Annotated in this window: 26 protein-coding genes; 11 read left to right on the forward strand and 15 right to left on the reverse strand. The window is 67.8% G+C overall.

Going from position 1 to position 26,569, the window contains the following annotated elements:
* Positions 1–400: flagellar biosynthesis repressor FlbT (flbT, locus tag VHS75_RS17860; RefSeq protein ID WP_329639967.1), on the reverse strand; the 400-nt coding region annotated here is incomplete at its 3' end.
* Positions 401–634: 234 nt separating this feature from the next.
* On the opposite strand from flbT, the gene VHS75_RS17865 reads away from it, so the two are divergent.
* Together VHS75_RS17865 and VHS75_RS17870 are read left to right on the forward strand one after the other, a co-directional pair.
* Positions 635–2,425, forward strand: coding sequence for a tetratricopeptide repeat protein (locus tag VHS75_RS17865; RefSeq protein WP_329639968.1), 1,791 nt, complete (start codon positions 635–637; stop codon positions 2,423–2,425).
* Between the two features lie 62 nt (positions 2,426–2,487).
* On the forward strand, positions 2,488–2,988 hold the full coding sequence (locus tag VHS75_RS17870) for a hypothetical protein (protein ID WP_329639969.1): 501 nt from the start codon (positions 2,488–2,490) through the stop codon (positions 2,986–2,988).
* On the opposite strand, the gene VHS75_RS17875 is transcribed toward VHS75_RS17870, so the two are convergent.
* Both VHS75_RS17875 and VHS75_RS17880 read right to left on the reverse strand, forming a co-directional pair.
* Positions 2,985–3,410, reverse strand: coding sequence for a GNAT family N-acetyltransferase (locus VHS75_RS17875; RefSeq protein WP_329639970.1), 426 nt, complete (start codon positions 3,408–3,410; stop codon positions 2,985–2,987). The genes VHS75_RS17870 and VHS75_RS17875 overlap by 4 nt on opposite strands.
* The gene (locus VHS75_RS17880; RefSeq protein ID WP_329639971.1) at positions 3,407–4,105 is read right to left on the reverse strand and encodes a glycosyltransferase family protein; all 699 of its coding nucleotides are present in this window, start codon (positions 4,103–4,105) and stop codon (positions 3,407–3,409) included. Before VHS75_RS17880 ends, VHS75_RS17875 begins: the two co-directional genes overlap by 4 nt.
* Positions 4,106–4,295: 190 nt before the next feature.
* On the opposite strand from VHS75_RS17880, the gene VHS75_RS17885 reads away from it, so the two are divergent.
* Together VHS75_RS17885 and VHS75_RS17890 are read left to right on the forward strand one after the other, a co-directional pair.
* Positions 4,296–5,165, forward strand: coding sequence for a MoxR family ATPase (locus VHS75_RS17885; RefSeq protein WP_329639972.1), 870 nt, complete (start codon positions 4,296–4,298; stop codon positions 5,163–5,165).
* A gap of 94 nt (positions 5,166–5,259) precedes the next feature.
* The gene (locus VHS75_RS17890) at positions 5,260–6,084 is read left to right on the forward strand and encodes a hypothetical protein (protein WP_329639973.1); all 825 of its coding nucleotides are present in this window, start codon (positions 5,260–5,262) and stop codon (positions 6,082–6,084) included.
* Here the strand turns inward: VHS75_RS17890 and VHS75_RS17895 are convergent.
* Positions 6,081–6,455 (reverse strand): hypothetical protein, encoded by a 375-nt coding sequence (locus VHS75_RS17895; protein ID WP_329639974.1) that lies wholly within the window; start codon positions 6,453–6,455, stop codon positions 6,081–6,083. The genes VHS75_RS17890 and VHS75_RS17895 overlap by 4 nt on opposite strands.
* Positions 6,456–6,474: 19 nt before the next feature.
* Positions 6,475–7,287, reverse strand: a complete 813-nt coding sequence (locus VHS75_RS17900) for a universal stress protein (RefSeq protein WP_329639975.1) — start codon at positions 7,285–7,287, stop codon at positions 6,475–6,477.
* A 124-nt stretch (positions 7,288–7,411) separates the two neighbouring features.
* On the opposite strand from VHS75_RS17900, the gene VHS75_RS17905 reads away from it, so the two are divergent.
* Together VHS75_RS17905 and VHS75_RS17910 are read left to right on the forward strand one after the other, a co-directional pair.
* Entirely contained in the window at positions 7,412–8,056 is a 645-nt protein-coding gene (locus tag VHS75_RS17905) for an HD family hydrolase (RefSeq protein ID WP_329639976.1), read from the forward strand.
* Entirely contained in the window at positions 8,053–9,033 is a 981-nt protein-coding gene (locus tag VHS75_RS17910) for an NUDIX hydrolase (protein ID WP_329639977.1), read from the forward strand. Before VHS75_RS17905 ends, VHS75_RS17910 begins: the two co-directional genes overlap by 4 nt.
* A gap of 6 nt (positions 9,034–9,039) precedes the next feature.
* Here VHS75_RS17910 and VHS75_RS17915 read toward each other — a convergent pair whose 3' ends face one another.
* From VHS75_RS17915 to VHS75_RS17930, 4 genes are all read right to left on the reverse strand, one after another.
* Positions 9,040–9,258, reverse strand: a complete 219-nt coding sequence (locus VHS75_RS17915) for a hypothetical protein (protein ID WP_329639978.1) — start codon at positions 9,256–9,258, stop codon at positions 9,040–9,042.
* 76 nt (positions 9,259–9,334) lie between these two features.
* Positions 9,335–10,243, reverse strand: coding sequence for a sterol desaturase family protein (locus VHS75_RS17920; protein ID WP_329639979.1), 909 nt, complete (start codon positions 10,241–10,243; stop codon positions 9,335–9,337).
* A complete protein-coding gene (locus VHS75_RS17925; protein WP_329639980.1) occupies positions 10,240–10,629 on the reverse strand; it encodes a hypothetical protein in 390 nt (129 codons plus the stop codon). The genes VHS75_RS17920 and VHS75_RS17925 overlap by 4 nt, the downstream gene beginning before the upstream one ends.
* Positions 10,630–10,740: 111 nt before the next feature.
* Complete coding sequence (locus tag VHS75_RS17930) at positions 10,741–11,304, reverse strand: porin family protein (protein WP_329639981.1); 564 nt, start codon at positions 11,302–11,304, stop codon at positions 10,741–10,743.
* A 183-nt stretch (positions 11,305–11,487) separates the two neighbouring features.
* Between VHS75_RS17930 and VHS75_RS17935 the strand changes: the two genes are divergently transcribed.
* Positions 11,488–12,603 carry a beta-ketoacyl-ACP synthase III gene (locus tag VHS75_RS17935; protein WP_329639982.1) on the forward strand — a complete coding sequence of 372 codons (1,116 nt, stop codon included), beginning with the start codon at positions 11,488–11,490 and terminating at the stop codon, positions 12,601–12,603.
* A 104-nt stretch (positions 12,604–12,707) separates the two neighbouring features.
* Here the strand turns inward: VHS75_RS17935 and VHS75_RS17940 are convergent, their stop codons facing one another.
* The gene (locus tag VHS75_RS17940) at positions 12,708–13,922 is read right to left on the reverse strand and encodes a M48 family metalloprotease (RefSeq protein ID WP_329639983.1); all 1,215 of its coding nucleotides are present in this window, start codon (positions 13,920–13,922) and stop codon (positions 12,708–12,710) included.
* A 119-nt stretch (positions 13,923–14,041) separates the two neighbouring features.
* On the opposite strand from VHS75_RS17940, the gene VHS75_RS17945 reads away from it, so the two are divergent.
* Both VHS75_RS17945 and VHS75_RS17950 read left to right on the forward strand, forming a co-directional pair.
* On the forward strand, positions 14,042–15,772 hold the full coding sequence (locus VHS75_RS17945) for a D-aminoacylase (protein ID WP_329639984.1): 1,731 nt from the start codon (positions 14,042–14,044) through the stop codon (positions 15,770–15,772).
* A gap of 5 nt (positions 15,773–15,777) precedes the next feature.
* Positions 15,778–18,384, forward strand: coding sequence for a M1 family metallopeptidase (locus VHS75_RS17950; RefSeq protein ID WP_329639985.1), 2,607 nt, complete (start codon positions 15,778–15,780; stop codon positions 18,382–18,384).
* A 56-nt stretch (positions 18,385–18,440) separates the two neighbouring features.
* Here the strand turns inward: VHS75_RS17950 and ppdK are convergent, their stop codons facing one another.
* The 5 genes from ppdK to VHS75_RS17975 all read right to left on the reverse strand — a co-directional run bounded on the left by ppdK (position 18,441) and on the right by VHS75_RS17975 (position 25,142).
* Complete coding sequence (gene ppdK / locus VHS75_RS17955; protein WP_329639986.1) at positions 18,441–21,137, reverse strand: pyruvate, phosphate dikinase; 2,697 nt, start codon at positions 21,135–21,137, stop codon at positions 18,441–18,443.
* Positions 21,138–21,155: 18 nt separating this feature from the next.
* Complete coding sequence (glyS, locus tag VHS75_RS17960; RefSeq protein WP_329639987.1) at positions 21,156–23,150, reverse strand: glycine--tRNA ligase subunit beta; 1,995 nt, start codon at positions 23,148–23,150, stop codon at positions 21,156–21,158.
* Between the two features lie 2 nt (positions 23,151–23,152).
* Positions 23,153–24,052, reverse strand: a complete 900-nt coding sequence (locus VHS75_RS17965; RefSeq protein WP_329639988.1) for a glycine--tRNA ligase subunit alpha — start codon at positions 24,050–24,052, stop codon at positions 23,153–23,155.
* Positions 24,053–24,165: 113 nt separating this feature from the next.
* Positions 24,166–24,453, reverse strand: a complete 288-nt coding sequence (locus VHS75_RS17970) for a hypothetical protein (protein ID WP_329639989.1) — start codon at positions 24,451–24,453, stop codon at positions 24,166–24,168.
* Positions 24,454–24,509: 56 nt separating this feature from the next.
* Positions 24,510–25,142 carry a fasciclin domain-containing protein gene (locus VHS75_RS17975; protein WP_329639990.1) on the reverse strand — a complete coding sequence of 211 codons (633 nt, stop codon included), beginning with the start codon at positions 25,140–25,142 and terminating at the stop codon, positions 24,510–24,512.
* Positions 25,143–25,508: 366 nt separating this feature from the next.
* Here VHS75_RS17975 and VHS75_RS17980 point away from each other — a divergent pair, with 366 nt between their 5' ends.
* Together VHS75_RS17980 and VHS75_RS17985 are read left to right on the forward strand one after the other, a co-directional pair.
* Entirely contained in the window at positions 25,509–25,847 is a 339-nt protein-coding gene (locus VHS75_RS17980; RefSeq protein ID WP_293372711.1) for a P-II family nitrogen regulator, read from the forward strand.
* 30 nt (positions 25,848–25,877) lie between these two features.
* A partial coding sequence (locus tag VHS75_RS17985) for an ammonium transporter (RefSeq protein WP_414694360.1) occupies positions 25,878–26,569 on the forward strand: 692 nt, incomplete at its 3' end.

Genomic DNA, 26,569 nt, shown 5'->3' on the forward strand with positions numbered 1-26,569 from the left:
CGCTCGAAGGGACATTCCCGAGCCGCTCCTCTTCGTATTCCATCAATTTCCGACAGCGCATCAGAGCCTTGTAGTACTCGCGCTCCATGCAGTTCCGCGAGATCTCCACGCACTCGGTGAGGACCGCGGGATTGCCGATCACGTTCATGAACTCGGTCATGCGGCGGACGAATTCGTCGTAGTATTTGTCGGCCCCCGGCTCATCGAGGTACATCATCATCACCGGGAAATAGATGTGCCGCGCCGGGGTGTTCACTTCCTCTTCCTGCATGATGTCCTTCTCGCGAAGGACGGAAGCCTTGTTCTGCAGGACAAGGACGCCACGGCGATCCCCGTTCTGCACCACGGCCCCGTTCAGGACGAACTTCTCACCCGGCTTCAGCGACAATTTTAGCGGCAAGGCCCGCCTCCCGATCCCAGCGCATTACGAATCCGCGTCTTCGATTCGAATGACCCATAGTCGCTTTCTGCCGGGCCGCGCGCACGAAACACTTAGGCAGCGCCGGGTTAACGGCCCATTGCAGAGCCTCAATTCGCACGTCCGGCGGCCGATGTTCATCAATTCACCGGCAGCCTTAAGCTCCCGTTAGCCATGTTCGCCGAGGAGTCGTCCATTCGCCGGAGACTCCCATCCATGCCGCGTCAGGCCCCGCCAAGCGCCACTTCGGCCTACGCCCTGCTGGCCGCCGCGCCGACACCTGCGCGGCTCACCGTCGACGCCATGGGCCAGGCCGGCTCCAACGACGCGCTGGCCAAGCTCAACAGCGCCGTCACCGAGCTGCGGACAATGGCCGCCGCGCCCATGCTGCAGCGGGCCGTCGACGCCATTCGCGCCGAGGACGCCAGGGGCGCTTGCAATTGGGCCATCAAGGCCTTGGAACAGGACGAACACAGCGGGTTCGGCTGGTATCTCCTGGGCATCGCCCTGGAGCGGGCGGGCGACTTCCCCAATTCGATCAACGCCTATGAGGCGGCGCTGAAGCTGCTGCCCGACCATGGCGAGGTCGCCAACGACCTCGGCCGCCTGGCCTTCCGCCTGGGCATGAAGCCGCAGTCGGAGGCTCTGTTCCGCTTCTTCCTGGAGCGCTACCCGAACCATCCGGAAGGCTCCAACAACCTGGCCTGTTCAATCCGCGACCAGGGCCGCCACGACGAAGCGATCGAGATCCTGCGCCCGGCGATCACCAAGTCTCCGGAGATCGCCATGCTGTGGAATACCATGGGAACGGTGGTCTCCGACCAGGGCGACTTCACCAGCGCGCTGGTCTTCTTCGAGGAAGCACTGCGGCTGGACCCGACCTTCCCCAAAGCCCGCTACAACCGCGGCAACGCCAAGCTGCTCTTGGGCGACGCGGCCGGCGCGCTGGAGGATTGCGAGGCTGCGATGAGCGGCGTCCTGGCCGAGGACGAGCGCCAGATGATGCGCCTGTCGCGCTCAACGATCCTGCTCAACCTTGGCCGCACCGGCGAAGGCTGGGACGACTATGAGGCGCGCCTCAACCCGCAGTTCAACGACCGCACCGACTTCGCCGTCAGCCTGCCCCGCTGGGCGCCCGGCGCCGACCTGACCGGCAAGACCCTACTGATTGTCGGCGAGCAGGGCCTCGGCGACGAGGTGCTGTTCGGCAACGTCCTGCCCGACGTCATCGAAGAACTGGGCCCTGAAGGCCGGCTGATCCTCTCGGTCGAGATCCGCCTGGTCTCCATGTTCCAGCGCGCCTTCCCGCAGGCGCAGGTCAGCGCCCATGCCACCTATGTGGTCGGCGGGCGCCTGACGCGGGTCGTCCCGGCTCTGCAGGAGGGCGCCACGGCCGACCTCTGGACGCCGATCGGGTCTCTGATGCGCGAATTTCGTCGCACCGTGACCGCCTATCCGACCCGTGAGAGCTATCTGGCCGCCGACCCGAAGCGCGTCGCCCATTGGAAAAAGGCGCTCAAGGCCGCGCCGGCGGGCCTGAAGGTCGGCCTCCTCTGGAAGAGCGCGGTCAGCAGGGACTCGCGCCATCGCTACTTCTCGCCCTTCGAGACCTGGGCGCCGGTGCTGGCGCAGAAGGGCGTGACCTTCGTCAACCTGCAGTACGGCGACTGCGCCCCGGAGATCGAGGCCGCCAGGCGCGACTACGGCGTCGAGATCTGGTCCCCGCCGGGGATCGACCTGAAGCAGGACCTGGACGATGTGGCGGCGCTCTGCTGCGCCATGGACCTGATCGTCGGCTTCTCCAACGCCACCCTGAACATCGCCGGCGCCTGCGGCGCTCCGGCCTTCCTGATCTCCACGCCCGGCGCCTGGCCCCGTCTCGGACAGCAAACCGCCTATCCGTGGTACCCCAAGACCCGCGTTTTCCTGCCCCCGGGCTTCGGCCGGTGGGCGCCGGTGATGGCCGAGGTCGCCGACGCGCTGGCCGTCTTCGTGGCGGAACACTGAGCCCGCATCGGGGTTGATCCTCCGACGGCGCCGCGGCGGCGCTGCGTGCCAGGAGCCTCGCCATGCCCGACCCGCCCGACGCCTTCGGCGACACCGATCCGCAGGACGGCTCCGAGGTCTTCGACGAAGACAACCTCGATCTGGCCGCCGAGCGCGGCGAACGGCGGACCTTCGAGGAATTGCCCGACCTTCTCGAGCTGACCCAGGCCGACGGCGACCGCGACGACGACGAGGCTGTAGCCCTCGATTCCGACGAGTTCGACGAAGGCGCTTTCGGCGACGCTGACACGGAGGAGGACCGCGAACTCGACCTCCACGCCGCCACCGAGGAGCGCGAGGATGACCTCGATGGCCAAGGTCCCGACGACGGTTACAACGAGGACCGCTTGAGCGCGCGTGACATCGAAGGGTTGGATCAGGTGGGCGACGCCGACACCGTCGAAGGCGGCGAAGACGATGTCACCGACTTCCAAGCATCTGACGTTTCCGATGCCGATCTGCAGTCCATGGGCTATTCGGAGACCGGGCGCGGCGGCGAAGTCCGAGCTAAGCCGGAGCGCTAAGCCGTTCGGATGTAGCGGCGCAGACCGCCAGCCCGGCTTTGCAGCACGAACCCGGCCCGTTCGAATAGCCGCCGGCTCGCCAGATTGTCGTCCTGCACCAGCGCGGCGACATCGCCATCGACCTGCGCCAAGGCCTGGCTGAGCAGGGCATGGCCGTGGCCGTGGCCGCGGTGCGCCGGATTGATGTTGATAGAGACCTCGGTGGGCTCGAGGTGGTCGAAGCGCACCATGCCCAGCTTCTCGGCCCCGGTCTCGCCGATCAGCAGCATGACCTTCGGGTCGGCGAGCATCTTGGCGAACCAGACACCGTGCGCGGCCTCGTCGATCGGCTCGTGGCTGCGCGACATGGCGCGCGTCTGTGGGTCGTTGCGCCAGGCCAGCACGTCCAGCGCATCGGCCGCGGTGGCTCGGCGCAGGATCATGTGACCGCCGGGGCGCTGTTCGGCGACAAGCGCGCCACGTCCTCGGTCGTGAAGGCCGGTTTGAGCGGATAGAGCTTGGCGTAGACGTCGCGGACGAACACCAGGTCGGTCGGCACGTCCACGGTCCAGCGCAACTGGGCCAGCGACTCGTGGCGCTGAATGCCCGCCAGCCGGAAATCGTCCGGCCGACGGTAGATGTAAGGCGTCACATGTTCGCGTTCGTAGGGGTCGTCGGCGCGCTCTGCGGCGTCGACCAGGGCGCCGGCGCGGATCACCTCGGCGTCCAAGCCATGGGGATAGGTCCGCGTTCCCAGCGTGTTCGAGGTGTAATCGGCGCCTACGTCGCGGTGGTGATCGATCAACTGGTCGATCAGCTCCGGATCTGTCAACGGGCAGTCGGCGGTCAGGCGCACGACCGTCGCCGCCTGCGGACGCCGCGCCAGGGCGGCGCGGTAGCGCTCCAGAACGTCGTCCAACGGACCGCGGAAGACCTCCACGCCGAGGACCCCGCAATAGGCCGCCAAGGGGTCGTCGGAAGGATCGGTGCTGGTCGCCACCATCAGCTCGTCGATGCGGTTGGAGCAGCGCAGCCGCTCCACCTGCCGGCCGATCATCGGTTCGCCCAGCACCGGCGCCATCACCTTGCCGGGCAGGCGCGACGAGCTCATCCGGGCCTGGAGGATGGCGAGATTCAAAGCGGCGGCGCCTCCTTGCGACCTTCACCTAGCGCCGAATCTGGCGCCCCGACAACGGAGGCCCGCAGGCGGCGCTTGGGTCGCAGGCGTCTGTGGGCAAAGCCGCTTGCAAGCCGCGCGCGTGGCTTTAGGCTGCGGCAGACAAACAACTGTTCGAACTTGGGCGTCTACGCCCACCGCGGGGATCCCCATGAGCCAGCGTTTCGAAGGCACCGAGAACTACATAGCCACCGACGACCTGAAGGTGGCGGTCAACGCCGCCGTGGCGCTGGAGCGTCCGTTGCTGATCAAGGGCGAGCCCGGCACGGGCAAGACGGTGCTGGCCTACGAGATCGCCAATGCGCTGGGCGCCAACCTGATCACCTGGCACATCAAGTCGACGACCAAGGCCCAGCAGGGCCTCTATGAGTATGACGCCGTCACCCGCCTGCGCGACAGCCAGCTCGGCGACGAGCGGGTCAAGGACGTCAGGAACTACATCAAGAAGGGCAAGCTCTGGGAGGCGTTCACCGCGGAGAAGCGCCCTGTCCTGCTGATCGACGAGATCGACAAGGCCGACATCGAGTTCCCGAACGACCTCCTGCAGGAACTCGATCGGATGGAGTTCTACGTTTACGAGACCGACGAGACGATCAAGGCCAAGGTCCGCCCGATCGTGATCATCACCTCGAACAACGAGAAAGAGCTGCCCGACGCCTTCCTGCGCCGTTGCTTCTTCCACTACATCCGCTTCCCGGAGGCCGAGACGATGAACGAGATCGTCGAGGTGCACTATCCGAATATCAAGCAGAAGCTGGTCGCCGAGGCGCTGCGCATCTTCTACGATATGCGCAAGGTCCCGGGGTTGAAGAAGAAGCCCTCGACGTCCGAGTTGCTCGACTGGCTGAAGCTGCTGATGGTCGAGGACATCGACGCTGACGCTCTGAAGGAGCGCGATCCCACCAAGCTGATCCCGCCGCTGCACGGCGCCCTCCTGAAGAACGAGCAGGACGTGCACCTCTTCGAACGCCTGGCGTTCCTGGCGCGGCGCGAAGGCGCGGGCTCGCGTCCCGGGCAATAGACTGTAACCCGGGGTAACGGGCGTTACGTCGAATTCACTCGCCTTTTGAAAGGGCTCCGGTCAGATTCCAACGGGAACGGACTGGAGCCCTTTTATGAAGTCGCTGCTTCTCCTCTCGGCCTGCGGCCTCACTCTTGGCGTGGCGGCCTGCGCGCCACGGACGCCCGTGGCGGCGCGCGTGGCGCTCGACTGCCCGAGCGACCGCGGCGACCTGAAGCTCACCGGGAGCACGCCCGACAAGAAGACCTGCACCTACGTCACCAGCGAAGGCGATCAGGTGTCGCTGCGCCTGATCCCGGTCTCGACTACCTACGAAGCCGCGCTGCAGCCCATCGAGCAGGAACTGCAGACCGAGGTGCCGACCGCACAGGAAGCCGCCAAGGCCACCGAAGCCAAGGCCGCAGAGAACGTCGCCAAGGCCTCCAGCGCCACGGCCGCCGACGCCGCCAAGGCCGCCAAGCAGGCTGCGGAGGATGCGGTCAGCCAGATGCGCGACGCGAAGCGGGATCGCGACCACGATGGCGACACCGACGGCAAGATCGGGGTCACGGCAGGCGACGATCACGGCGATCACGCGGACATCAACCTTCCGGGCATCCACATCAGCGCCGATGACGACAACGCCAAGGTCAACGTCGGGATGGTCCACGTCGACGCCGGCGAGGACGGGGCGACCGTGCGGGTGGCCCGCGACGTGCGCCTGCGCGGCGAGGCCCTGTCGCCGCAACGGCGCGGCTTCCGCGCCACCTATGTCCTGGCCAAGGACAACCTGAAGGACGGCTGGAAGACGGTTGGCTACGAAGCCGGCGGGCCCAAGGCCGGCCCGATTACCGTCGCCGTCTTCAAGGTCCACGACGGCCATCGGCGCAATGTTTCCGAGGACGTCAAGCGTCTGGTCCGCGAAAACGGCGGGGTCTAGGCCGCCGGCTGCACCTCGACGACCTTATAGGTCAGCGGCCGGCCGTCCTCGTCGGTGACGCTGACGTATTCGCCGACTGCGAAGCGGTGCTCGCCCAGGCGGAACGGCTGTTCGTCGTCGGCGACGTCGCCGTCGTCATAGTCAAAGAACCAGCGCTGGCCGCGCTTCATCAGCCGCCCGTCCATCGGATCCTCGTCGGGGGCGAAGCGGCGCACGGTGCAGGCGTCCTTCGTCTTGGCATAGGCCGCATCGTCCAGATGGCCGTCGTCGGTCAGGGGCGCGGTCAGCGCATAGCCCCGATGATCGTCGCCACCGGAGAACTCGGTGCCAGGGTTACGGGCAAGCCGCATGACGATGCGCGACAGGGTCATTGGACGTCCTCTTGGAGAGCTAGTGAGATAAGAACAGCGAAGGCTCGTCGGAGTTCAACAGACTGCGCGTTGTGCCGCCGAATATGAACTCCTGAAGTCGCGGGTGGCCAAAGGCGCCGGCCACCAGGATATCGGCTCCGGCTTTCTTCGCGGCGTAGAGCAGCAGCGGCGCGGCGTCTCCGCTGTCGGGCAGGATGTCGACCGCAGCGTCGACGCCGCGGGCCGCATAGTAGGATTTCAGCCGGCCGGCGTCGAAACTGCGCGAGCTGGCCTTGGGCGCGGCCAGGATCACCACCTTGGCCGCTTTCTCGAGCATGGGCAGCGCCAGGCGGGCCGCGCGGCTGGCTTCCTTGCCGCCATCCCAGGCCACGGCGACGGTTCCGCCCATCTTCAGGCCGTCTCGGGCGATCAACACCGGCCGCTGTTCGTCGGCCAGCATCTGCTGGAAGGCTTCGGCCAGGGGCCCACGGCCCCGTGCGGGGTCCGAGGTGAACACCACGACGTCGGAAAGCCGGCTCTCGGCCGAAAGCCCGGCCCAGACCGGGGTCTGCAAGGCGACAAAGCGGCTCTTGGCGTAGCTGACTTTCGCCATGGCGGCGCGCGCGTTCGCCTCACCGGCCTGGGCGGCTTCCTTCAGGGACTCCAGCGCGGTGGTCTGCACGCCGCCCAGGAACCCCTCGCCCATCCAGGGCATGACGTCGGCCACATCGGCCGGCGTGTAGACGCCCGCCATCTCGGCCTGGAAAGGCTCGGCCAGCATGACGGCGGCGGCCACCGCGGCCGCGTCGCCCGCTCCGCCGGATAGTGGCGCCATGATCCGAGCCCAGCTCATCGTTTCGGCTCCTCGTACGTGAACTTCGACGCCCTAGCGCGTAGCGTCGGATTGATCTTTCCCAGGCCATGGGTCAGGTCACGACCTTGCCAGTGACTGGCTTGACTGTGGAGGGAACGCTTCGGTGAGGAAAGGGCTGCGTCGTTCAGAACCGGAACCCCGCGCCTGGCAACGAATGTTGTCGGGCCGCCGGCTGGACCTGCTCGACCCCTCGCCCATGGATATCGAGATCGAGGACATCGCCCACGGCCTGGCCCGCGTCGCCCGCTGGAACGGCCAGACCCTGGGTCAGCACGCCTTCTCGGTCGCCCAGCACTCGGTGGTGGTCGAAGAGATTGTCGCCCATATCCAGCCGGGCATCTCCCCGCGCTGGCGGCTGGCCGCCCTGCTGCATGACGCCTCGGAGTATGTGATCGGGGACATGATCTCGCCGTTCAAGGCCGCGCTGGGCGTGAACTACAAGGACTTCGAGGAGCGGCTGGAGAACGCCATCCACACGCGCTTCGGCCTGCCGGCCAAGACGCCCGCGGAGATCAAGAAACTGATCAAGCGCGCCGACCGCGCCTGCGCCTTCTTCGAGGCGACCCAACTCGCGGGCTTCACCCACGAGGAGTCCCTCGCCTTCTTCGACGCCCCGCCGCGAGGCTACAGCCTGATCATCGACCCCTTGCCGCCGGCTGCGGCCCAGGCGCGCTATGTGGAACGGTTCCACGTGCTGTCCGACGCCGCGGGCTATACGTCGGGCGCCGGCGCCTTCGACACCGAATGAGCATCGCCCCCGACAGCGCGGTGATCATCGGCCTATCGGCAGTGGTCGTGGCCATCCAGGCGGACGACGCCGTCGTGCTGACCGTGCGCCCGCCGGGCGCCAGCGCGGAGGGCCTGCCCTTCGGCCCCTTTGACCCCAAGGGCCACCGCACGTTCGAGCTGGCCATGCGCGCCTTCGTGACCGAGCAGACACGTTTCACCCTGGGCTATGTTGAGCAACTCTACACCTTCGGCGACAAGGGCCGCGACGCGCCCCTGGCCGACATGGGCCCGATGAGCGACGCGAGCGGCGACCACGCCCGGGTGATCTCGGTGGGTTACCTGGCGCTCGCCACCGCCGCCGTCGACACCCACGCGCCGGGCTCCGAATGGCGGCCCTGGACGCGGTTCTTTCCCTATGAGGACTGGCGCGAAGGCCGGCCGGAGGCTCTGACCCTGATCGAGCACGCCCTGCGCCGCTGGGCCGGCGGCGACGGCCGCCGACTGGCCCGCGCCCGCCTGGCCTTCGCGCTCGACGGCGCGCCCTGGAACGAGGAGCGGGTGCTGGAGCGCTATGAGCTGCTCTACGAGGCCGGCCTGGCGCGTGAGGCGGCCCGCGACCGCGGCGAGGCGCAAGGCGCCCTGCCCGCGCCGCTGGCCGCGGCCCTGGGCGAACCCATGCTGTCGGATCACCGGCGCATTCTGGCCACCGCCGTCTCCCGCCTGCGCGGCAAGCTCAAGTACCGCCCGGTGGTCTTCGAGCTGATGCCCGAGGCCTTCACCCTCTCGGCCCTGCAGCGCGCGGTCGAGGCCATCGCCGGCGTGCCCCTGCACAAGCAGAACTTCCGCCGCGCCCTGGAGCGCGCCGACCTGGTCGAGGGCCTCGGCCGCATGGACGTCGAGACCGGCGGCCGCCCCGCCGAACTCTACCGCTTCCGCCGCGAGATCCTGAGCGCGCGGCCGGTCTCAGGCCTCAGTCTGCCGCTGCTGCGGGAGTGAACGCCCTCACGCCTTTGCGCGTCCTCGTCTGGCGATGTAGGGCAGCACGAACAGGTACAGGCCGCTGAACAGCAGCAGGAAAACCGGGATCAGCGCCAGCAGGTTCACCCAGAAGGCCGGCGGGTGATCCTTTCCCCGCACCGAATAGACGACGAAGTTTATGACCACACCCACCGTGAAAGCGACGGACAGCCAGCGATGGCCTTGACGTATCAAGCTGTTCAAAGGGACCTCCGTTTTCTCAGGTCCGTTCCTAGTCTTCGCCTCGCGCCGGCGCTTCTCCGAAACTGCGGTTCTTCCGCTAGGCCGCCTCACGCTCCGCCTGCGCCTGGCATGCCGCCCACGCGGCCTTGAGGCTCGCCGAGGTATCGCGGCTGCCGTCGGGGCTCCAGCCAGGCGGGCCGAACAGCCAGCCCAGCGCGTGTTGCGGCTGGCGGATCAGGTCGGCGCCGATGGCGACCCACTCGTGGAAGGCCACGCGCAGCGGGTTGAAGGCCCCCAGGTTGTGGACCAGGCCGTAGCGCGGCGCCTCATCGTCCAGCTCCGGCTGGAAGGTGCCGAACATCCGGTCCCAGATGATCAGGATGCCGGCGTAGTTGCTGTCCAGGTAGCACGGGTTGCGCGCGTGGTGGACCCGGTGATGGCTGGGCGTGTTGAACACCGCCTCGAACCACCGCGGCATCCGCCCGATCGCCTCGGTGTGGATCCAGTACTGGTAGACGAGGCTGATCCCCTTCTCGATGGCCACCATGGCCGGCGGGAATCCCAGGAACGACAACGGCAGCCACAGCGCCCAAGTCCCGGCCACGCCGCCCGTCCAGGTCTGCCGAAGCGCCGTCGAGAGGTTGTAGTGCTGCGAGGAGTGGTGGTTGACGTGCGCCGCCCACCAGATGCGCCGCTCGTGGCTCCAGCGGTGGAACAGGTAGTACGTCAGGTCCTCGGCGAAGAAGACCAGCACCCAGGCCCAGGCGGCGGTCATCGGGATGTTGAACAGCCGGTGGTGGTAGAGCCACATCGCCCCCGCGAAGCTGACGCCGGCGAACGGCAGGCCCGACAGGGTCGAGAACAGGCCCATGGTCAACGAGGTGGCGGTGTCACGGGTCTCGTAATGCGCCTTCACCTTGCCGAAACGCGCCAGGACGATCTCGCCGATCACTGTGAGGATGAACAACGGGGTGGCCAGGGTGACCGGATCGGTGGGGATCTTCATGCCGCCCCGTCCTTCGGGGGCCAGGCCTTCAGCGCCAGCACGGCCCTGGGCGCGGCGAATTCGGCCAGGGGCAGGCTGAGGCGTCCGTCCTTGACCGGCGCGTGAGCCGCGGCGGTCCAGGCGATCTTCCGGGCGAAATAGCCATCGCCCATGCGCGACAGAACCAGGGCCGCCTCGCCCGAACGGGCCAAGGCGCCGCACCCGTCCGCGCCGATCCACAGGCGGTCGATCGTCACGCCGGGAAACTCATCGGCCAACCAGCGACGCGCCGTAGCTTCATCCAGAGGCGGCGCGCGCCGGCCGCGGGTTGCGAAGGCGGCCAGCCCAACCATGGCGGCGACAGCGCCGGCCGATATGGCGAGTTGAATCAGGGCGGCGGCGTTCATGCGCCGGGAAGCTGGGGTGACCAGCCGTTCCGGTCAAGGAAAAGCCCTCCCACCTCGCCCACGGCAAGGTGAAAGGGCCCTCCGACACAGTCTGTGCTGATCGTCGCTTCCCTAGAACTTGCGGACGTAGGCGATAGACCAGACATTGGCGTCCTCAACGCCGCGGTTCTGGAAGTCTTCGCGGGTGTAATCGAGGCGCACCCCGTTCTTGCCGTCGAAGCTGTACTGGCCGCCGACGCCGAAGTTCCAGGAGTCGCCTTTCAGGCCTGGCGTGACGCCCGCGACCGGGCCGGTTCCGGATGTGTGGCCGTAGCCGACGCGCGCCAGCAGATCGATATTGGGCGAGATCGGCAGGAAACCCACGCCGTAGATCGCCTCCTGGCTATCCTGCTTCATCTTGACGTCAGGGGCGCCCGCGACGCTGATCTTGTCGCCGGCCACGCCCCAGGCGCCTTCGACTTCGGCGCCAAAGTATTGGCCATAGCGGGCGCCGAGCCGCGCCTGGATCGAGCCGAGATTGATGTGGCTGAGCGAGGTGTCGTCATAGCCAAGCGTTCCGTAGTAGGTCAGGCCGCTAATGACGGTCGCAGGGGCCGCGCCGGCCTGGGCTGAGGCGACCTCCGGAATGAGGGCGCACAGCGCCAGGGCCGAAGCGGCGGTGATCAAAGCTTTCATCTCAAATCGTCCTTACAAGTCACACGAACAGCCCAACCCGCGTGGGGTTCGGCTCCAAACGCGGCCCGCGATTGTCGGTTCGGCCTTATTGATATGGCGAACGCCGTATGTGCTTCGCGGGCAACTAGACCCCGGGCGGCCGGGGCGTGCTATCACTCCGCCCTTCGCCGCTGGAGACGTCCTTTGCCGCAAGCCGTGATCGCCGCCACCGGCCTCTACACGCCGCCCTACAGCCTCTCGAACGCCGAGCTGGTGGAAACCTTCAACGCCTATGTTGAGCGGTTCAACGCCGCCAACGCGGCGGCCATAGAGGCCGGCGACGTCGCGGCGCTCACGCCCTCATCGGTCGAGTTCATCGAAAAGGCCTCGGGCATCAAGGCCCGCTACGTGGTCGACAAGACCGGCCTGGTCGACCCCGACGTCATGCGTCCGAACATTCCCGAACGCTCCAACGAGGAGCTGTCGGTGCTGGCCGAGATGGCGGTCGAGGCGGCCAGACAGGCGATCGAACGCTGGGGCAAGCCGGCCAGCGATATCGCCGCGGTGATCTGCGCGGCGTCGAACATGCAACGCGCCTATCCGGCCATGGCCATCGAGGTGCAGCAGGCGCTGGGCATTGAGGGCTTCGCCTTCGATATGAACGTCGCCTGCTCTTCAGCCACCTTCGGCATCAAGACCGCCGCCGACTTCGTGGCTTCCGGTTCGGCCAAGGCGGTTCTGATGGTCAATCCGGAGATCTGTTCTGGCCACCTGAACTTCCGCGACCGCGACAGCCACTTCATCTTCGGCGACGTGGCCACCGCCGTGATTGTCGAGGACGAGGCTCAAGCCACCGGCGGGTGGGACATCCTTGGCACGCGGCTGAAGACCCAGTTCTCCAACAACATCCGCAACAACTTCGGCTTCCTGAACCGCGCCGCGCCGGACGGCGTCGGAAACGCCGACAAGCTGTTCGTCCAGGAGGGCCGCAAGGTGTTCCGCGAGGTGGTGCCGATGGTCTCCGACATGATTGTCGAGCACGCGCAGGACATCGGGGTCGACCCACATGGCCTGAAGCGGATGTGGCTGCACCAAGCCAACATCAACATGAACGAGATGATCGGCAAACGCGTGCTGGGCCGTGAGCCCACGCCCAGCGAGAACGTCATCATCCTCGACGAGTTCGCCAACACCTCTTCGGCCGGCTCGATCATCGCCTTCCACCGCGCCAACGACGACTTCGTCCCCGGCGAGACCGGCCTGATCTGCTCCTTCGGCGCCGGCTACTCCGCCGGGACGGTGTTCGTCAGAAAGCGCTGACCTCTCCGCTCATCCCGGCGACCCGCAGGGCGGCGCGAAGCAGCCAAAGCCGGGGCCCATCGGGCGGATCGGGAGCCAACTCAATGCGGGGCTTCCGGCTCAGCTTAGGCGCCGGCTTTCGTCGGGGAAGCGGTTGTCGCATCCTTTGGATGCGCCGCCTTCCAGTCCATCATCGCGCGCACGCGCCGGCCGACCGAGGGGTGGTCGTAGAAGATGAACTCCTCCAGGGCCGATGGGCTGTCGGCCCTGTATTCGATGGTCTTGACCAGCGCCTTGGCCAGGCCGTCCGGCTCGTTGAAATGCACGACACTGAAATGGTCGGCGTCGGCCTCGGTGTAGCGGGACATCGAGTTGATCAGCGGCGTCGCCAGCAGCGCCAACACGGCGAAGATCACGGCCACCACCGGCAGGCCCGCCGGGTCGGACAGCCCGGTCACGCCCTTGGCGCCGAGCAGCCGCGCCGCCCAGGGGAACATCCGGTCCAGCAGGAAGAAGCCGGCCAGCGCCACGAGTCCGAACTCAAGGGCTCCCAGCGGCACGTGGCCGTGCACATAGTGGCCCATCTCGTGGCCCACCACTCCCTTCACCTCGGCCAGGTCGGCGTCCTTCTTGAACATTACGTCGCTCATGGCGATGCGTCCGAAACCTAGGAACCCGCCAGCGTTGGCGGTGTAGCGGTTGGACTGTTTGGAGCCGTCGTAGATCAGGATCTTGCCCGACGGCACGCCCACCTGGTTGGCCATGGCCACGACCGTGTCGCGGACCGGGCCTGGCGGCGCCGGCTTGTAGCTGTTGAGCAGCGGCTCCAGCACGGTGAGCTGCAGGATGAACAAACCCAGGAAGGCGAACACCACGCCCACCGAGCTCCACAGCCACCAGGTCTTCGGGAACCGCCGGATCGCCCAGTAGAGCAGCGAGAACAGGATCAGTCCCTGGATGAGGCCAAAGCCCATCAGGAGGAGGTGCTCGCCGAACCAGCCGCCGAAAGCCCGACTGGTCAGGCCATAACTCTTCTCCCGCCACCAGTGGGCATAGGCGTCCCAGGGCGTGGACAGCAGGCCCTCGATGATCGAGTCGACCACCACCACGACCGCCACGGCGAGCCAGGGACGCGGCTTCTTCGCCTCGACGCCGGCGCGGGCGCGCACCAGCACTCCGCTCCTGATGACGATCCAGGACACCAGGATGGAGACCAGGGTCCCCCAGAGCAAAAGACAATGACCGCCTTGGGTGTAGGCTGTGGCCTTGGCGTGAACCTCCGGCGGCAACGTGGCGAGATAGGCGGCCGTGGCGGCGGCCGGATCGAATCCCTGGGCCATTGCGGCTCCCCCGTTTCCTGTTGCGACGAGGAGGCCAGAGATTGCGACGCTTGTCAGGCCCCGATGCACACGGACGAAGAAACCGCGCTAGTCTCCAGTGAAAAGCTGGGGAGTCGCCTATGAAGTCCTACGCCACTGCGTCGCTGGCCGTCCTGGCCGCTGCGCTCAGCCTCGGCGCAGCCAGAGCGCCCGGCTACGACGTCGTCATCCGCGGCGGCGAGATCCTCGACGGCTCCGGCGGCCAGCCGGCCCGCGGCGACGTGGCGATCAGGGGCGACCGCATCGCCTACGTCGGCCCGCACGCCTCGGGCCACGGCAAGCGCGAGATCGACGCCCATGGCAAGGCCGTGGCGCCCGGCTTCATCAACATGCTCTCCCACTCCGAGGACAGCCTGATCGCCGACGGGCGCGGCATGTCGGAGCTGCGCCAGGGCGTGACGCTGGAAGTGATGGGCGAAGGCTCCTCCATCGGACCGCTGACGCCGAAGATGGCCAAGCTGGCTGAGCAGCGCGAGCACGACGTCAAATATCCGGTCACCTGGACCACCCTGGACGGCGGCCTCGAGGCGCTGACCCGGCGCGGCGTCGCGCTCAATGTCGCCTCCTTCGTCGGGGCCGGCACGATCCGGGTGAATGTCCTGGGCGAGGACGACGTGCAACCCTCGCCGGAACAGCTGGCCCAGATGAAAAAGCTGGTCGACCAGGCCATGGAGGACGGCGCCATGGACGTCGGCTCGGCGCTGATCTACGCGCCCTCGACCTTCGCCAAGACCGACGAACTGGCCGCCCTCGTCGCCGAGGCCGGCCGCTGTGGCGGCATCTACATCAGCCACATGCGTTCCGAGGGCGACCATCTCTTCGAAGCCACCGACGAGCTGATCGAGATCTCGCGCCGCTCGGGGACGCCGGCCGAGGTCTTCCACATGAAGACCGCCGGCAAGGGCAACTGGGCCAAGGAAGACGAATTCATCGCCAGGATCGAGGCGGCCCGCGCGCGCGGCCAGCGGATCACTGCCGACATGTACACTTACGCGGCCTCGTCCACGGGCTTCGACGCCGCCATGCCCACCTGGGTGCAGGCCGGCGGCCTTGAGGCCTGGATCGCACGGCTGAAGGACCCAGCCACCCGCGCCAAGGTGATCGCCGAGATGCGCGAGGAGCACCCGAAGGATTGGGAGAATTCCTTCCGTCAGGCCGGCGGCGCGGAAGGCACGCTCCTGGTCGGCTTCAAGAACCCCGCTCTCAAGCCGCTCACCGGCAAGACCTTGGCCGAGGTCGCCAAGGAACGCGGCACGAGCCCCGAGGACACCATCATCGATCTGATCATCGCCGATGGGACCCGCATCCAGGTGGTCTATTCCTCGATGAACGAGGCCAATGTCGCCAAGCAGATGACCCTGCCCTGGGTCAGCTTCGGCTCCGACGCCTCGGCCCAGGCGCCCGAGGGCGTCTTCCTGCTGTCGTCCACCCACCCGCGCGCTTACGGCAACTTCGTGCGCGTGCTGGGCAAGTATTCGCGCGACGAGAAGCTGCTGAGCCTGCCCGAGGCCGTGCGGCGCCTGGCCGCGTTGCCGGCGCACAATCTCGGCCTGCACGATCGCGGCATGTTGAAGACCGGCTATTTCGCCGACGTGGTGGTGTTCGATCCGGCGACCGTCACCGACCACGCCACCTTCGTGAAGCCGCAGCAGTACGCCACCGGCGTCACCGACGTCTGGGTCAACGGCCAGCAGGTGCTGAAGGACAGCGAGGCCACGGGCGCACCGGCCGGGCGCGTGGTGCGCGGCCGCGGCTGGAAAGGCTGGAAGGACGGTGGCTGCCGCGCCTCGGCCAAGGGCTGGAGCTGGTAGGCGCCGTGCGCCGCCTGCTCATCCTCCTGGCTGCGCTCGCCGCCGCGCCGGCCTTCGCCGCCAACGCGGTTCCGACCCAGCTGCCGACGGGCGTCGAGCCGGTGAGCTATGACCTGACCGTCGCGCCGGACCCTGAGAAGCTGATCTTCACCGGCCATGAGACCATCGCCATCGACGTCAGCCGCGGGACCGACCGGGTGGTGCTGAACGCGCTCAACCTCGCCATCGACAAGGCGCAGATCGATGGCGCGCTCGCCACGACCGCCGTCGACTCCAAGACCCAGACCGCCGCCTTCGCGACTGGCCATGCGCTGACGCCCGGCCGCCACGTCCTGACCCTCGACTATTCCGGCAAGATCGCCGCCAGCGCGACCGGCTTCTTCCACGTGGACTATGCGGGCGGGCGCATGCTCACCACCCAGTTCGAGCCGGCCGATGCGCGCCGGTTCCTGCCGGTCTTCGACGAGCCTTCGAAGAAGGCGATCTTCACCCTGCGCGCGGTGGTCCCGCGGAGCCAGATGGCGATCTCCAACATGCCGGAAGCGTCGAGCGAGCCCGCGGGCGACGGCCTGAAAAAAGTCTCCTTCCAGCCCACGCCCAAGATGAGCAGCTATCTGCTGTTCTTCGGCGTCGGCGACATGGAGCGGATCAGCCGCGACGTCGACGGGATCAAGGTCAGCGTCGTGGTCCGCAAGGGCCAGACCGCCCAGGCGACCTATGCGCTCGACACCGCCGCCCAGCTCCTGCCGTTCTACAACGACTACTTCGGCCAGAAGTACCCGCTGCCCAAGCTCGACCTGGTGGCCGCGCCGGGGGACGTCTCGGGCTCGATGGAGAACTGGGGCGCGATCCTGTTCTCCCAGACCAACGTCGTCTTCGATCCCCGGCTCTCCAGCGCCGGCGACCGCGAGGTCGTCTACCGCGTCATCGCCCACGAGATGGCTCACCTGTGGTCCGGCGACCTCGTCACCATGGCCTGGTGGGATGACCTGTGGCTCAACGAAGGCTTCGCCTCGTGGATGGCCACCAAGGCCACCGACCACTTCCATCCGGAATGGCGCTCCCTGCTGACCGCGCTCGGCGACAAGGACGAGGCCATGCTGCTGGACTCGCGCACCGGCACTCACCCGATCGTGCAGCGGGTGGCGACCGTGGCCCAGGCCGAACAGGCCTTCGACGCCATCACCTATAAGAAGGGCGAGGCGGTGATCCGCATGCTGGAAGCCTATGCCGGGCCCGACGCCTGGCGGGCCGGCGTGCGCGCCTATCTGGCCGAGCACGCCTACGGCAACGCCACCAGCGAGGACCTGTGGCGCGCTATCGACGCGGCGGCCGGCAAGCCGGTCTCGCAAGTCGCCCGCGACTTCACCGCCCAGCCCGGCGTGCCCCTGGTGCATGTGGCCTCCAGCTCGGCGGGCGTGACCCTCACCGAAACCCGGCTCACCGACGATGTGATCGTCCAGGGCGTGAATATCGCCGCCAGCCGCATGGACCTCGCGGCGATGGACGCCCGGGTCCTGTCCTGGCGCGCGCCGATCCGGCTGCAGCCGGCGAGCGGCGGCCCCGCCAAAGAGCGGTTCATCTCGCGCACGTCGCCGCAAGCCGGCTCGGTCGGCGACATCGTCAACGCGGGACAGCTCGGCTACTACCGGGTGATCTACGACGGCCCATCCTTCGCCCCGCTGGCCGATGCATTTGGCCGCGTGAGCGCCGCCGACCAGCTGGGCCTGCTGCAGGACGGCCTGGCGCTGGGCATGGCCGGCCAGGCGCCCATCGGCAACTATCTGCGGCTCACCGCCGCCCTGCCCGGCGCCGCCGATGCGGTGGTCTGGCGCGGCCAGGCGCGCACCCTGGCTGGCCTCGACGGTTACTACGCCGCCGGTCCGCGCCGCGCCGCCTATCGCGCCTGGGCCTCCAGCGTGCTGGCCCCGGCCCTTACCCGCGTCGGCTTCGACGCGCGGCCCGGAGAGTCCGTCGCCGACGCCCTGTTGCGGGAGACCCTGCTGCTGGCCCTGAGCCAGCTCGGCGACCCGAAGGTGGCGGCCGAGGCGCACCGGCGCTTCGAGGCCTCCCACACCGACCTGTTGAGACTCTCGGCGGACGAGCGGCGGTGGGTGCTGGTGGGCGCGGCGCGCACCGCGGACCCCCAGACCTTCCAGCAGATCCGAGCCCTTGCCCTCGCTGCCAAGGACCCTTTGGAGCGCAACGATCTCTACGTCGATCTGGCGGCGGTGGAGGACGAGGCCCTGGCCGAGCAGGTGCTTCAGCTGTCGATCACCGACGAAGCGCCCAGCAACCTGGCCCCGGCCCTGGTGCGCGAGGTGGCCGCGCTCCATCCGCAGCTCGCCTGGCGTTTCACCCTGGCCAACCTGCCGGCGATCACGCGGACCCTGGACACGCTTGGCCGCCAGACCTTCGTGCCGCGCGTGGCCGAGGGCTCGAACGATCTCAAACTGGCCGAAGAACTGCGCGCCTTCGCCGCCAAGAACATCCCGCCAGACGCCCAGGGCGAGGTGCAGGTGGCGCTGGCGCGGATCCGCAACAACGCCGACATCCAGATCCGTCGCCTGCCGCAGGTCGACGCCTGGATCGGCCAGCACGCCGGGCGTTAGAGGGCCCCACCAACTTCACCTCGTCCCGGCCTTCGCCGGGATGAGCGGGAATCTAGCTAGCGGTCCTTTTCGCGCTCACCGATGGCGGCCTGCGCCGCGGCCAGGCGGGCGATGGGCACGCGGTAGGCCGAGCAGGAGACGTAGTCCAGGCCGACGCTCTCGCAGAACTGGATCGAGGCCGGGTCGCCGCCATGCTCGCCGCAGATGCCGAGCTTGATATTGGGTTTCACCGCCCGGCCGCGCTCGGCGGCGATGCGGATCAGGTCGCCGACGCCCTCCTGGTCGAGGCTGACGAAGGGGTCCTTCTCGAAGATGCCCTTGTCGATATAGGCGTTCAGGAACCGGCCCGAATCGTCGCGGCTGATGCCGAAGGTGGTCTGGGTCAGGTCGTTGGTGCCGAAGGAGAAGAACTCGGCGTTTTCGGCCAGGTCGCCGGCGCGGATCGCCGCGCGCGGCAGCTCGACCATAGTGCCCACGAGGTATTCGATCTCGCGGCCCTTCTCGGCGATCACCTTCTTGGCGATGCGATCCGTCAGGGTACGGAGGAACTTCATCTCCTCGCCCTTGGCGACCAGCGGGTGCATGATCTCCGGGATCGGCGCGGGGCGGCCGGCGGCGGCCACTTCGCAAGCCGCCTCGATGATCGCGCGCACCTGCATCTCGTAGATCTCGGGATAGGAAACGCCGAGGCGGCAGCCGCGGTGGCCCAGCATCGGGTTCACCTCGTGCAGCTCCTGCGCCCGGCGCATCAACTTCGCGGCGTCGAGCCCGGTGGCCTCGGCGACTGCGGCGACATCTTCCTCGGTATGCGGAAGGAACTCGTGCAGCGGCGGGTCGAGCAGGCGGATGGTGACCGGCAGGCCTTCCATGATCCCGAACAGCTCGACGAAGTCGTCGCGCTGCATGGGCAGGATCTTGGCCAGGGCCAGCCGGCGGCCGGCCTCGTCATCGGCCAGGATCATCTCGCGCACCGCGGCGATCCGCGCCGGGTCGAAGAACATGTGCTCGGTGCGGCAAAGGCCGATGCCCTCGGCGCCGAACTGCCGCGCGGTCTTGGCGTCGACCGCGGTCTCGGCGTTGGCCCGGACCTTCAGGCGACGCACGCCGTCGGCCCATTCCATCAGGGTCGCGAAGTCGCCGCTAAGCTCCGGCTCGATCATCTTCACCGCGCCCGACAGCACTTCGCCGGTCGAGCCGTCGATGGTGATGATGTCGCCGGCGCGGAACACCCGGCCGCGGGTGCGCAGCTCGCCGGCCTTGTGGTCGATGTGGATCTCGCCGGCGCCGGAGACGCAAGGGCGGCCCATGCCGCGGGCCACCACGGCCGCGTGGCTCGTCATGCCGCCGCGCGCCGTGACGATGCCGCGCGCGGCGTCCATGCCGCGGATGTCCTCCGGCGAGGTCTCCTCGCGCACCAGAATCACCGCGCCGACCGAACCGCCCTGCAGTTCAGCCTCCGCCGCGGTGAACACGATCTTGCCGGTGGCCGCACCGGGCGAGGCCGGCAGGCCGGTAGCGATCACGTCGCGGTTGGAGGTCGGGTCGATGGTCGGGTGCAGCAGCTGGTCGAGGCTCGCGGGCTCGACCCGCATCACCGCCTCTTCGCGGGTGATCAGGCCCTCGGACGCCAGGTCGACGGCGACCTTCAGCGCGGCCTTGGCGGTGCGCTTGCCATTGCGCGTCTGCAGCATGTAGAGCCGGCCTTTTTCGACCGTGAACTCGATGTCCTGCATGTCGCGGTAGTGGGTCTCGAGCTTCTCGACGACCGATTTGAACTGGACGAACACCTCCGGCAGCGCCTCTTCCATGGAGGGGTTCTTCTCGCCCATTTCCTCACGGGCGATCTTGGTCAGCGCCTGGGGCGTGCGGATGCCGGCCACCACGTCCTCGCCCTGGGCGTTGATCAGGAACTCACCGTAGAGCCGGTTCTCGCCGGTGGACGGATTGCGGGTGAAGGCGACGCCCGTGGCCGAGGTCTCGCCCATGTTGCCGAACACCATCGACTGGACGTTGACCGCCGTGCCCCAGCTTTCCGGGATGTCGTGCATCCGGCGATAGAATTTCGCCCGGTCGTTCATCCAGCTGGCGAAGACCGCGCCGACCGCGCCCCAGAGCTGGGCCTGCGGGTCCTGCGGGAAGGCTTCGCCGAGCTCGCCCTCGACGGCCTTCTTGTAGTCGCGGACCACGGCCTCCCAGTCGTCGGCGGAAAGCGCGGTGTCGACGGTGACGTCGAGCCTTTCCTTATGCTCATCAAGGATTTCCTCGAACATATGATGATCCAGGTCGAGGACCACGTTCGAGTACATCTGGATGAAACGGCGGTAGCTGTCGAAGGCGAAGCGCCGGTCGCCGGCCAGCTTGGCCAGGCCCTCGACCGTCTGGTCGTTGAGGCCGAGGTTCAGCACCGTGTCCATCATGCCGGGCATCGAGGCCCGCGCGCCGGAGCGCACGGAGACCAGCAGCGGATTGGCCGGGTCGCCGAACACCTTGCCGGTCTGCTGCTCGACGATCTTCAGCGCCGTCGCCACCTCGGCTTCGAGTTCGGCCGGATAGCGCTTGTCGTTGGCGTAGTAGTGGACGCAGGCCTCGGTGGTGATCGTGAACCCCGGCGGCACCGGCAGGCCCAGCGACGACATCTCGGCTAGGTTCGCGCCCTTGCCGCCCAGCAGGTTCTTCATCGAGGCGTCGCCGTCCGCGCGCCCGCCGCCAAAGGCGTAGACCCAGCGCGTCTTGGTCATCGTCTCGGCCGCCATGGATAAAGTCCCTCGTCGTTAGCCGGTGATCTGGCCGAAGTCCGCCACGCGGCCCATCGCGTCGCGCACCTTGATCAGAAGCCGGAGCCGGTTTTCCCGTTCCGCAGGTACATCGGAGTTCACTAAGACCTTGTCAAAGAAGGCGTCCACCGGCTCGCGCAACAGGGCGAGCTCGCGCATGGCGGCGGCGTAGTCTTCCTTGTCCAACGCCTTGCCGACCTCGACCTCCATATGGCCGACGGCGTTGGTCAGCGCGCCCTCCTCGCCCGGCGCCGAGGCGTTGGGCTCACCGCTCGGCAGCGCGCCCTTCTTCTCTTCGGCCTTGAGGATATTCACCGCGCGCTTGTAGCCGGCCAGCAGGTTCTTGCCGTCCTCGGTCCCGAGGAAACCGGAAAGCGCGTTCACCTTGGAAACGATCCGCACGATATCGTCGTCGCCGAGCGCGAACACCGCGTCGACGAGGTCGTGCCGTTCGCGCTGCTCGCGCAGGAGCACCTTCAGGCGATCGGCGAAGAAGGCGATGAGGTCGTCGCTGGCGAACTTGCGCAGTGGCAGACGCGCCCGCGTCGCCAACAGAATGCGGATCACGCCCAGGGCGGCACGACGCAGGGCATAGGGGTCGCGGCTGCCGGTGGGCTTCTCGTCGATGGCGAAGAAGCTGACCAGGGTGTCGAGCTTGTCGGCGAGCGCCACGGTCGCCGCGATGGCCTGTACCGGCACGTCGTCGGTCGGACCCTGCGGGCGATAGTGGCTGCGGATGGCGTCGGCGACCTCCGGATCGAGGCCCTCCTTCTCCGCGTAATAACCGCCCATGATCCCCTGCAGCTCGGGGAACTCGCCCACCATGCCGCTGACCAGATCCGACTTGCAGAGCCGCGCGGCCTGCTCGGCCAGCGCCTTGTCCGCCCCGGCATAGGCCGCCAGTTCGCCGGCCAGGGCGGCGATCCGCTCCACCCGCTCGAACATGGTCCCGAGCTTGGCGTGGAAGGTGACGCCCTTCAGTTTCTCCAGGCGATCCTCCAGGCGGACCTTCAGGTCTTCGTCCCAGAAGAACCGCGCGTCGGAGAGGCGGGCCGACAGCACCTTGGCGTTGCCGGCCGCGATCGCCTTGCCGCCATCCGGCGCCTCGATGTTGGCGACGGTCACGAAATGCGGCGCGAGGAACCCCGACTTGGGGTCGCGCACCGCGAAATACTTCTGGTGCGTGCGCATGGAGGTGCGGATCACCTCCCGCGGCAGGTCGAGGAAATCCGGGTCCATGTCGCCCAGGATCGGCGTCGGCCACTCGGCGAGGCCGGCGACCTCGTCCAGCAGGCCCTCGTCTTCCACCAGCTCAAGGTTTCGCGCGAAGCAGAGGGTGCGCGCCGCATCCATGATCCGCTCTTTGCGCTCCTCGGGGTCGAGGACCACGAAATGGCGCGCCAGGCCATCGGCGTACTGGTCGAAGTCGCGGGCCCGGAACGGCTGGGCGTCGCCCATGAACCGATGGCCCTCGGTGGCGTCGCCGCTGTCGAGGCCATCGATGGAGAACGGCACGACCTCGCCGTCGAAAACGCAGAGGATGCGCTTCAGCGGCCGCACCCACTTCAGCGTGCCGCGGCCCCAGGTCATCGACTTCGGCCAGGGGAAGTTCCGCACGATGTCGTCGACCATCTCGGCCACGATCTCGGCGGTCGGACGTCCGGCCTTGTGCAGGTGGGCGAAATAGACGCCGTCGCGCTCGGTCAACTGGTCGCGCGTCAGGCCCGTGGAGCGCAGGAAGCCCTCGATGGCCTGGTCGGGCGAGCCCACGCGGGGGCCTTTGCGTTCCTCATGCCGATCGCTCTGGGCGGCCGGCAGGCCTTCGGCGATCAGGGTCAGCCGCCGTGGGCCGGCGAAGGTCTTCAGCGCTTCGGGCAACAGCCCTTCGGCCGCCAGCTTTTCACGGGCCATCCGCTCTAGGTCACGCGCCGCATTCGCCTGCATGCGCGCAGGGATCTCTTCGGAGAACAGTTCAAGCAACAGCTGCGGCATGGTCAGCCGTTCCCGCCTTCGTTGGCGACCCAGGCTTCGGCGCACATCTTGGTCAGGTCGCGGATGCGGCCGATGTAGCTCTGGCGCTCGGCGACGGCGATGGCGCCGCGCGAATCCATCTTGTTAAACAGGTGGCTGGCCTTGAGCACATGGTCGTAGGCCGGCAGCACGATCGCCTGGCCCTGCGGCCCCTTGAGCGCCAGCAGGCGTGGAACCTCGGCCTCCATGTCCTCGAACTCGCGCTTCAGCATGTCGACGTCATAGCCGTGGAAATTGGCCTCCGACTGCTGGCGCTCGTTCTCCAGGAAGACGTCGCCATAGGTCATGGGCGCCGGCCCGTCAGGGTCGTTGAAGGCCAGCTGCGTGAAGTGGTCGACGCCCTGCAGATACATGGCCAGGCGCTCCAGACCATAGGTCAGCTCGCCGGCCACCGGCCACACGTCCAGGCCGCCCACCTGCTGGAAGTAGGTGTACTGCGTCACCTCCATCCCGTCGCACCAGACCTCCCAGCCGAGGCCCCAGGCGCCGACGGTCGGGTTCTCCCAGTCATCCTCGACGAAGCGGATGTCGTGCAGACGGGTGTCGAGGCCGATGGCGTTCAGACTGCCCAGGTAGAGGTCCTGCAGGTTCTCCGGGTTCGGTTTCAGGATCACCTGGTACTGGTAATAGTGCTGCAGTCGGTTGGGGTTCTCGCCATAGCGGCCGTCGGCCGGGCGGCGCGAGGGCTGCACATAGGCCGCCCGCCAGGGCTTGGGGCCCAGAGCCCGCAGCACCGTCGCCGGATGCAGGGTTCCGGCGCCGACCTCGATGTCGTGCGGCTGCAGGATCACGCAGCCTTGCGCGCCCCAATATTCGTGCAGCTTCAGGATCAGGTCCTGAAACGAAAGTGGCTTGTCGGGCATGGGGCTGGGCTGGTTGAGGCTTGTTCGCAGGCGCAAAAAAAGTCGGCGGACCATAGGGCCCGCCGACCTCGGCTTCAACCCGCCCTAAGGGGCGGAAATCGACAGTGTTTGGCCTAGTTACCCTTGGCCGGGGTGCGCTTGCCGGCCTGCGACATGGGCTGGCCGTACTTGGCGCGGTTTTCCTTGGTGTCGGGGACCGGGCCGTTGGTGGTCAGCGTGTTGGTCACCGAGGCGCCCGTCGCCGGGTCCGTGGTGGTCACCGAGGTCGAAACCGCAGCGCCCGTCGCGGAGGGCGCAGGGGGCGCAGCCGTTGTGGTGGTGGTCGTGCTCTGCTGCGCGTACGCCGCGCCGCCGATGAGGGCGGTCGCGGCGACGGCAGTGATCAGGGTGGCGATCTTCATGGCGTGGTCTCCGGTTGCCTTCGTCAGCAACTAGAAAGCCCCACGCCGGTGAAGGTTCATTTCTTCTTCTTCGCGGGGGGCTTCGCCGCGGGGGTGGGCTCCGGCGCGGTCGCCGGCGCAGCTTCCGGCGGCGGCTCCGGCAGGGTCTCGGGCACCGAGCCCGCGACCATCAGGGCGTCGATCACGTGGATGATGCCGTTCGAGGCCATCACGTCGGCCTGGATGATGGTGGCGTTGTCGGCCTTCAGCGTGCCGTCCGCGGCGGTGCCGTCGACGACGATCTTATCGCCCGCTCCGCTCGGCAGGCCGCCGTGCGCGCCCTTGATCTTCGACGAGTCGATCTTGGCGTTAATGATGTAGTGCAGCAGGAACTTCTGCAGGCCCGGCTTGTCGGCCATCAGGCTGTCCAGCTTCGACTGCGGGAAGGCCGCGTCGGTCGGCGCGAACACCGTCAGGCCGGGGCTCGACTTCAACAGGCTCGACAGGTTGGTGGCGTCCAGCGCCTTCACGAAGACCGTGAAATTGGGCGAGGCCCGCAGCGTCGTGCTGAGGTCGCCGGTCGGGATCAGTTTCGCAACTGCCGCTGACGGGGCGGCGGGCGGCGCGGCAGGCGCCGGGGTCTGGGCCATGGCGGCCCCGGCGAGCAGGGTAACGGCCGCGGCCGCGGTCAGCAAACGATGGATCGGCATCAGGTCCTCGGTCTGAATTCAAACTGGTCTTGGGAACGCGCACGTACCATGTGGGTTCGCCGTGTCCTACGCGTGTCGGAGGCTAGGTTTCCAGGTCACGCGTTCGTGAAGACGGCGTCATCACCTTAAAACGAACCCGCTGGACGGCTCAATCGCCCAAACTCTGGGCGCCCGCCGCCTGGGGCGCTCAGGAATCGGGCGCCCGCCGCCTTCTTGCCCAGCTTCCCCACCCCATGCGGCCGCGCCCCGGTCCCGCGCCGATAGCGTCTGCCGACCGCTGCGAGACGGGGATGGGGACAATTCGCAGCGGCGCCAAGTCAACATAGACGGCCGGTCCAGCCTCAAGGACCGCGCGGGAGCGAGCGGATGAAACTGATCATGGCGATCGTCAAACCCTTCAAGCTGGACGACGTGCGCGAAGCGCTCGTCGGCGCCGGTGTCGAGGGCCTGACGGTTTCGGAAGTCAAAGGCTACGGCCGGCAAAAGGGGCAGACCGAGATTTACCGGGGCGCTGAGTACCAGGTGAATTTCCTGCCCAAGGTGAAACTGGAGGCGGTCGTCGACGACGCCGCCGTCGGCAAGGCGGTCGAGGCGGTCAAGGCCGCCGCGGCCACGGGCAAAATCGGCGACGGCAAGATCTTCGTCCTCAATGTCGAGGACGCCGTGCGCATCCGGACCGGCGAAACCGGCGCCGCGGCGCTCTAGCGGTCAAAAAATCAAGGGGACATGACAGCCATGAAGCTTATCGGATTGAAAAGGCTGGCAGGGCTCGCGCTCGCCGCCGCCGTGATCGGGGGTCCGTTCGCCGGCTCCGCGATCGCACAGACCACGCCCGCGCCGGCCGCGCCGGCAGCCGCCGCAGCAGCTCCCGCTGCGCCTGACGCCGCCGCAGCAGCGCCTGCCGCTGCAGCAGCTCCGGCCGCCGTTCCCGCCGCGGCGCCGGCCGCGCCGAAGATCGACACCGGCGACACCGCCTGGATGCTCACCTCCTCGGTGCTGGTCCTGATGATGACCATCCCGGGCCTGGCGCTCTTCTACGCCGGCATGGTGCGCAAGAAGAACATCCTGGCCACCCTGGCCCAGAGCTTCGCGGCGACCGCCCTGATCACCGTGCTTTGGATGATCATCGGCTACTCCATCGCCTTCACCGACGGGGGCAAGAACAACGCCCTCATCGGCGGGGTGAAGTACCTGCTGCTCGGACCGATGGGGCTCAACTCGACCAGCACGCTGGCCGCGACGATCCCTGAGTCCGTCTACATGTTCTTCCAGATGACCTTCGCGATCATCACCCCGGCCCTGATCGCCGGGGCCTTGGCCGATCGCATGAAGTTCACCGCCTTCCTCGCCTTCATGGGCGCCTGGCTGCTGCTGGTCTACTGCCCGATCGCCCACTGGGTGTGGGGCGGCGGCTGGCTGGGAACCAT

The organism is Phenylobacterium sp., assembly GCF_036264965.1.
Classification (GTDB): domain Bacteria; phylum Pseudomonadota; class Alphaproteobacteria; order Caulobacterales; family Caulobacteraceae; genus Phenylobacterium.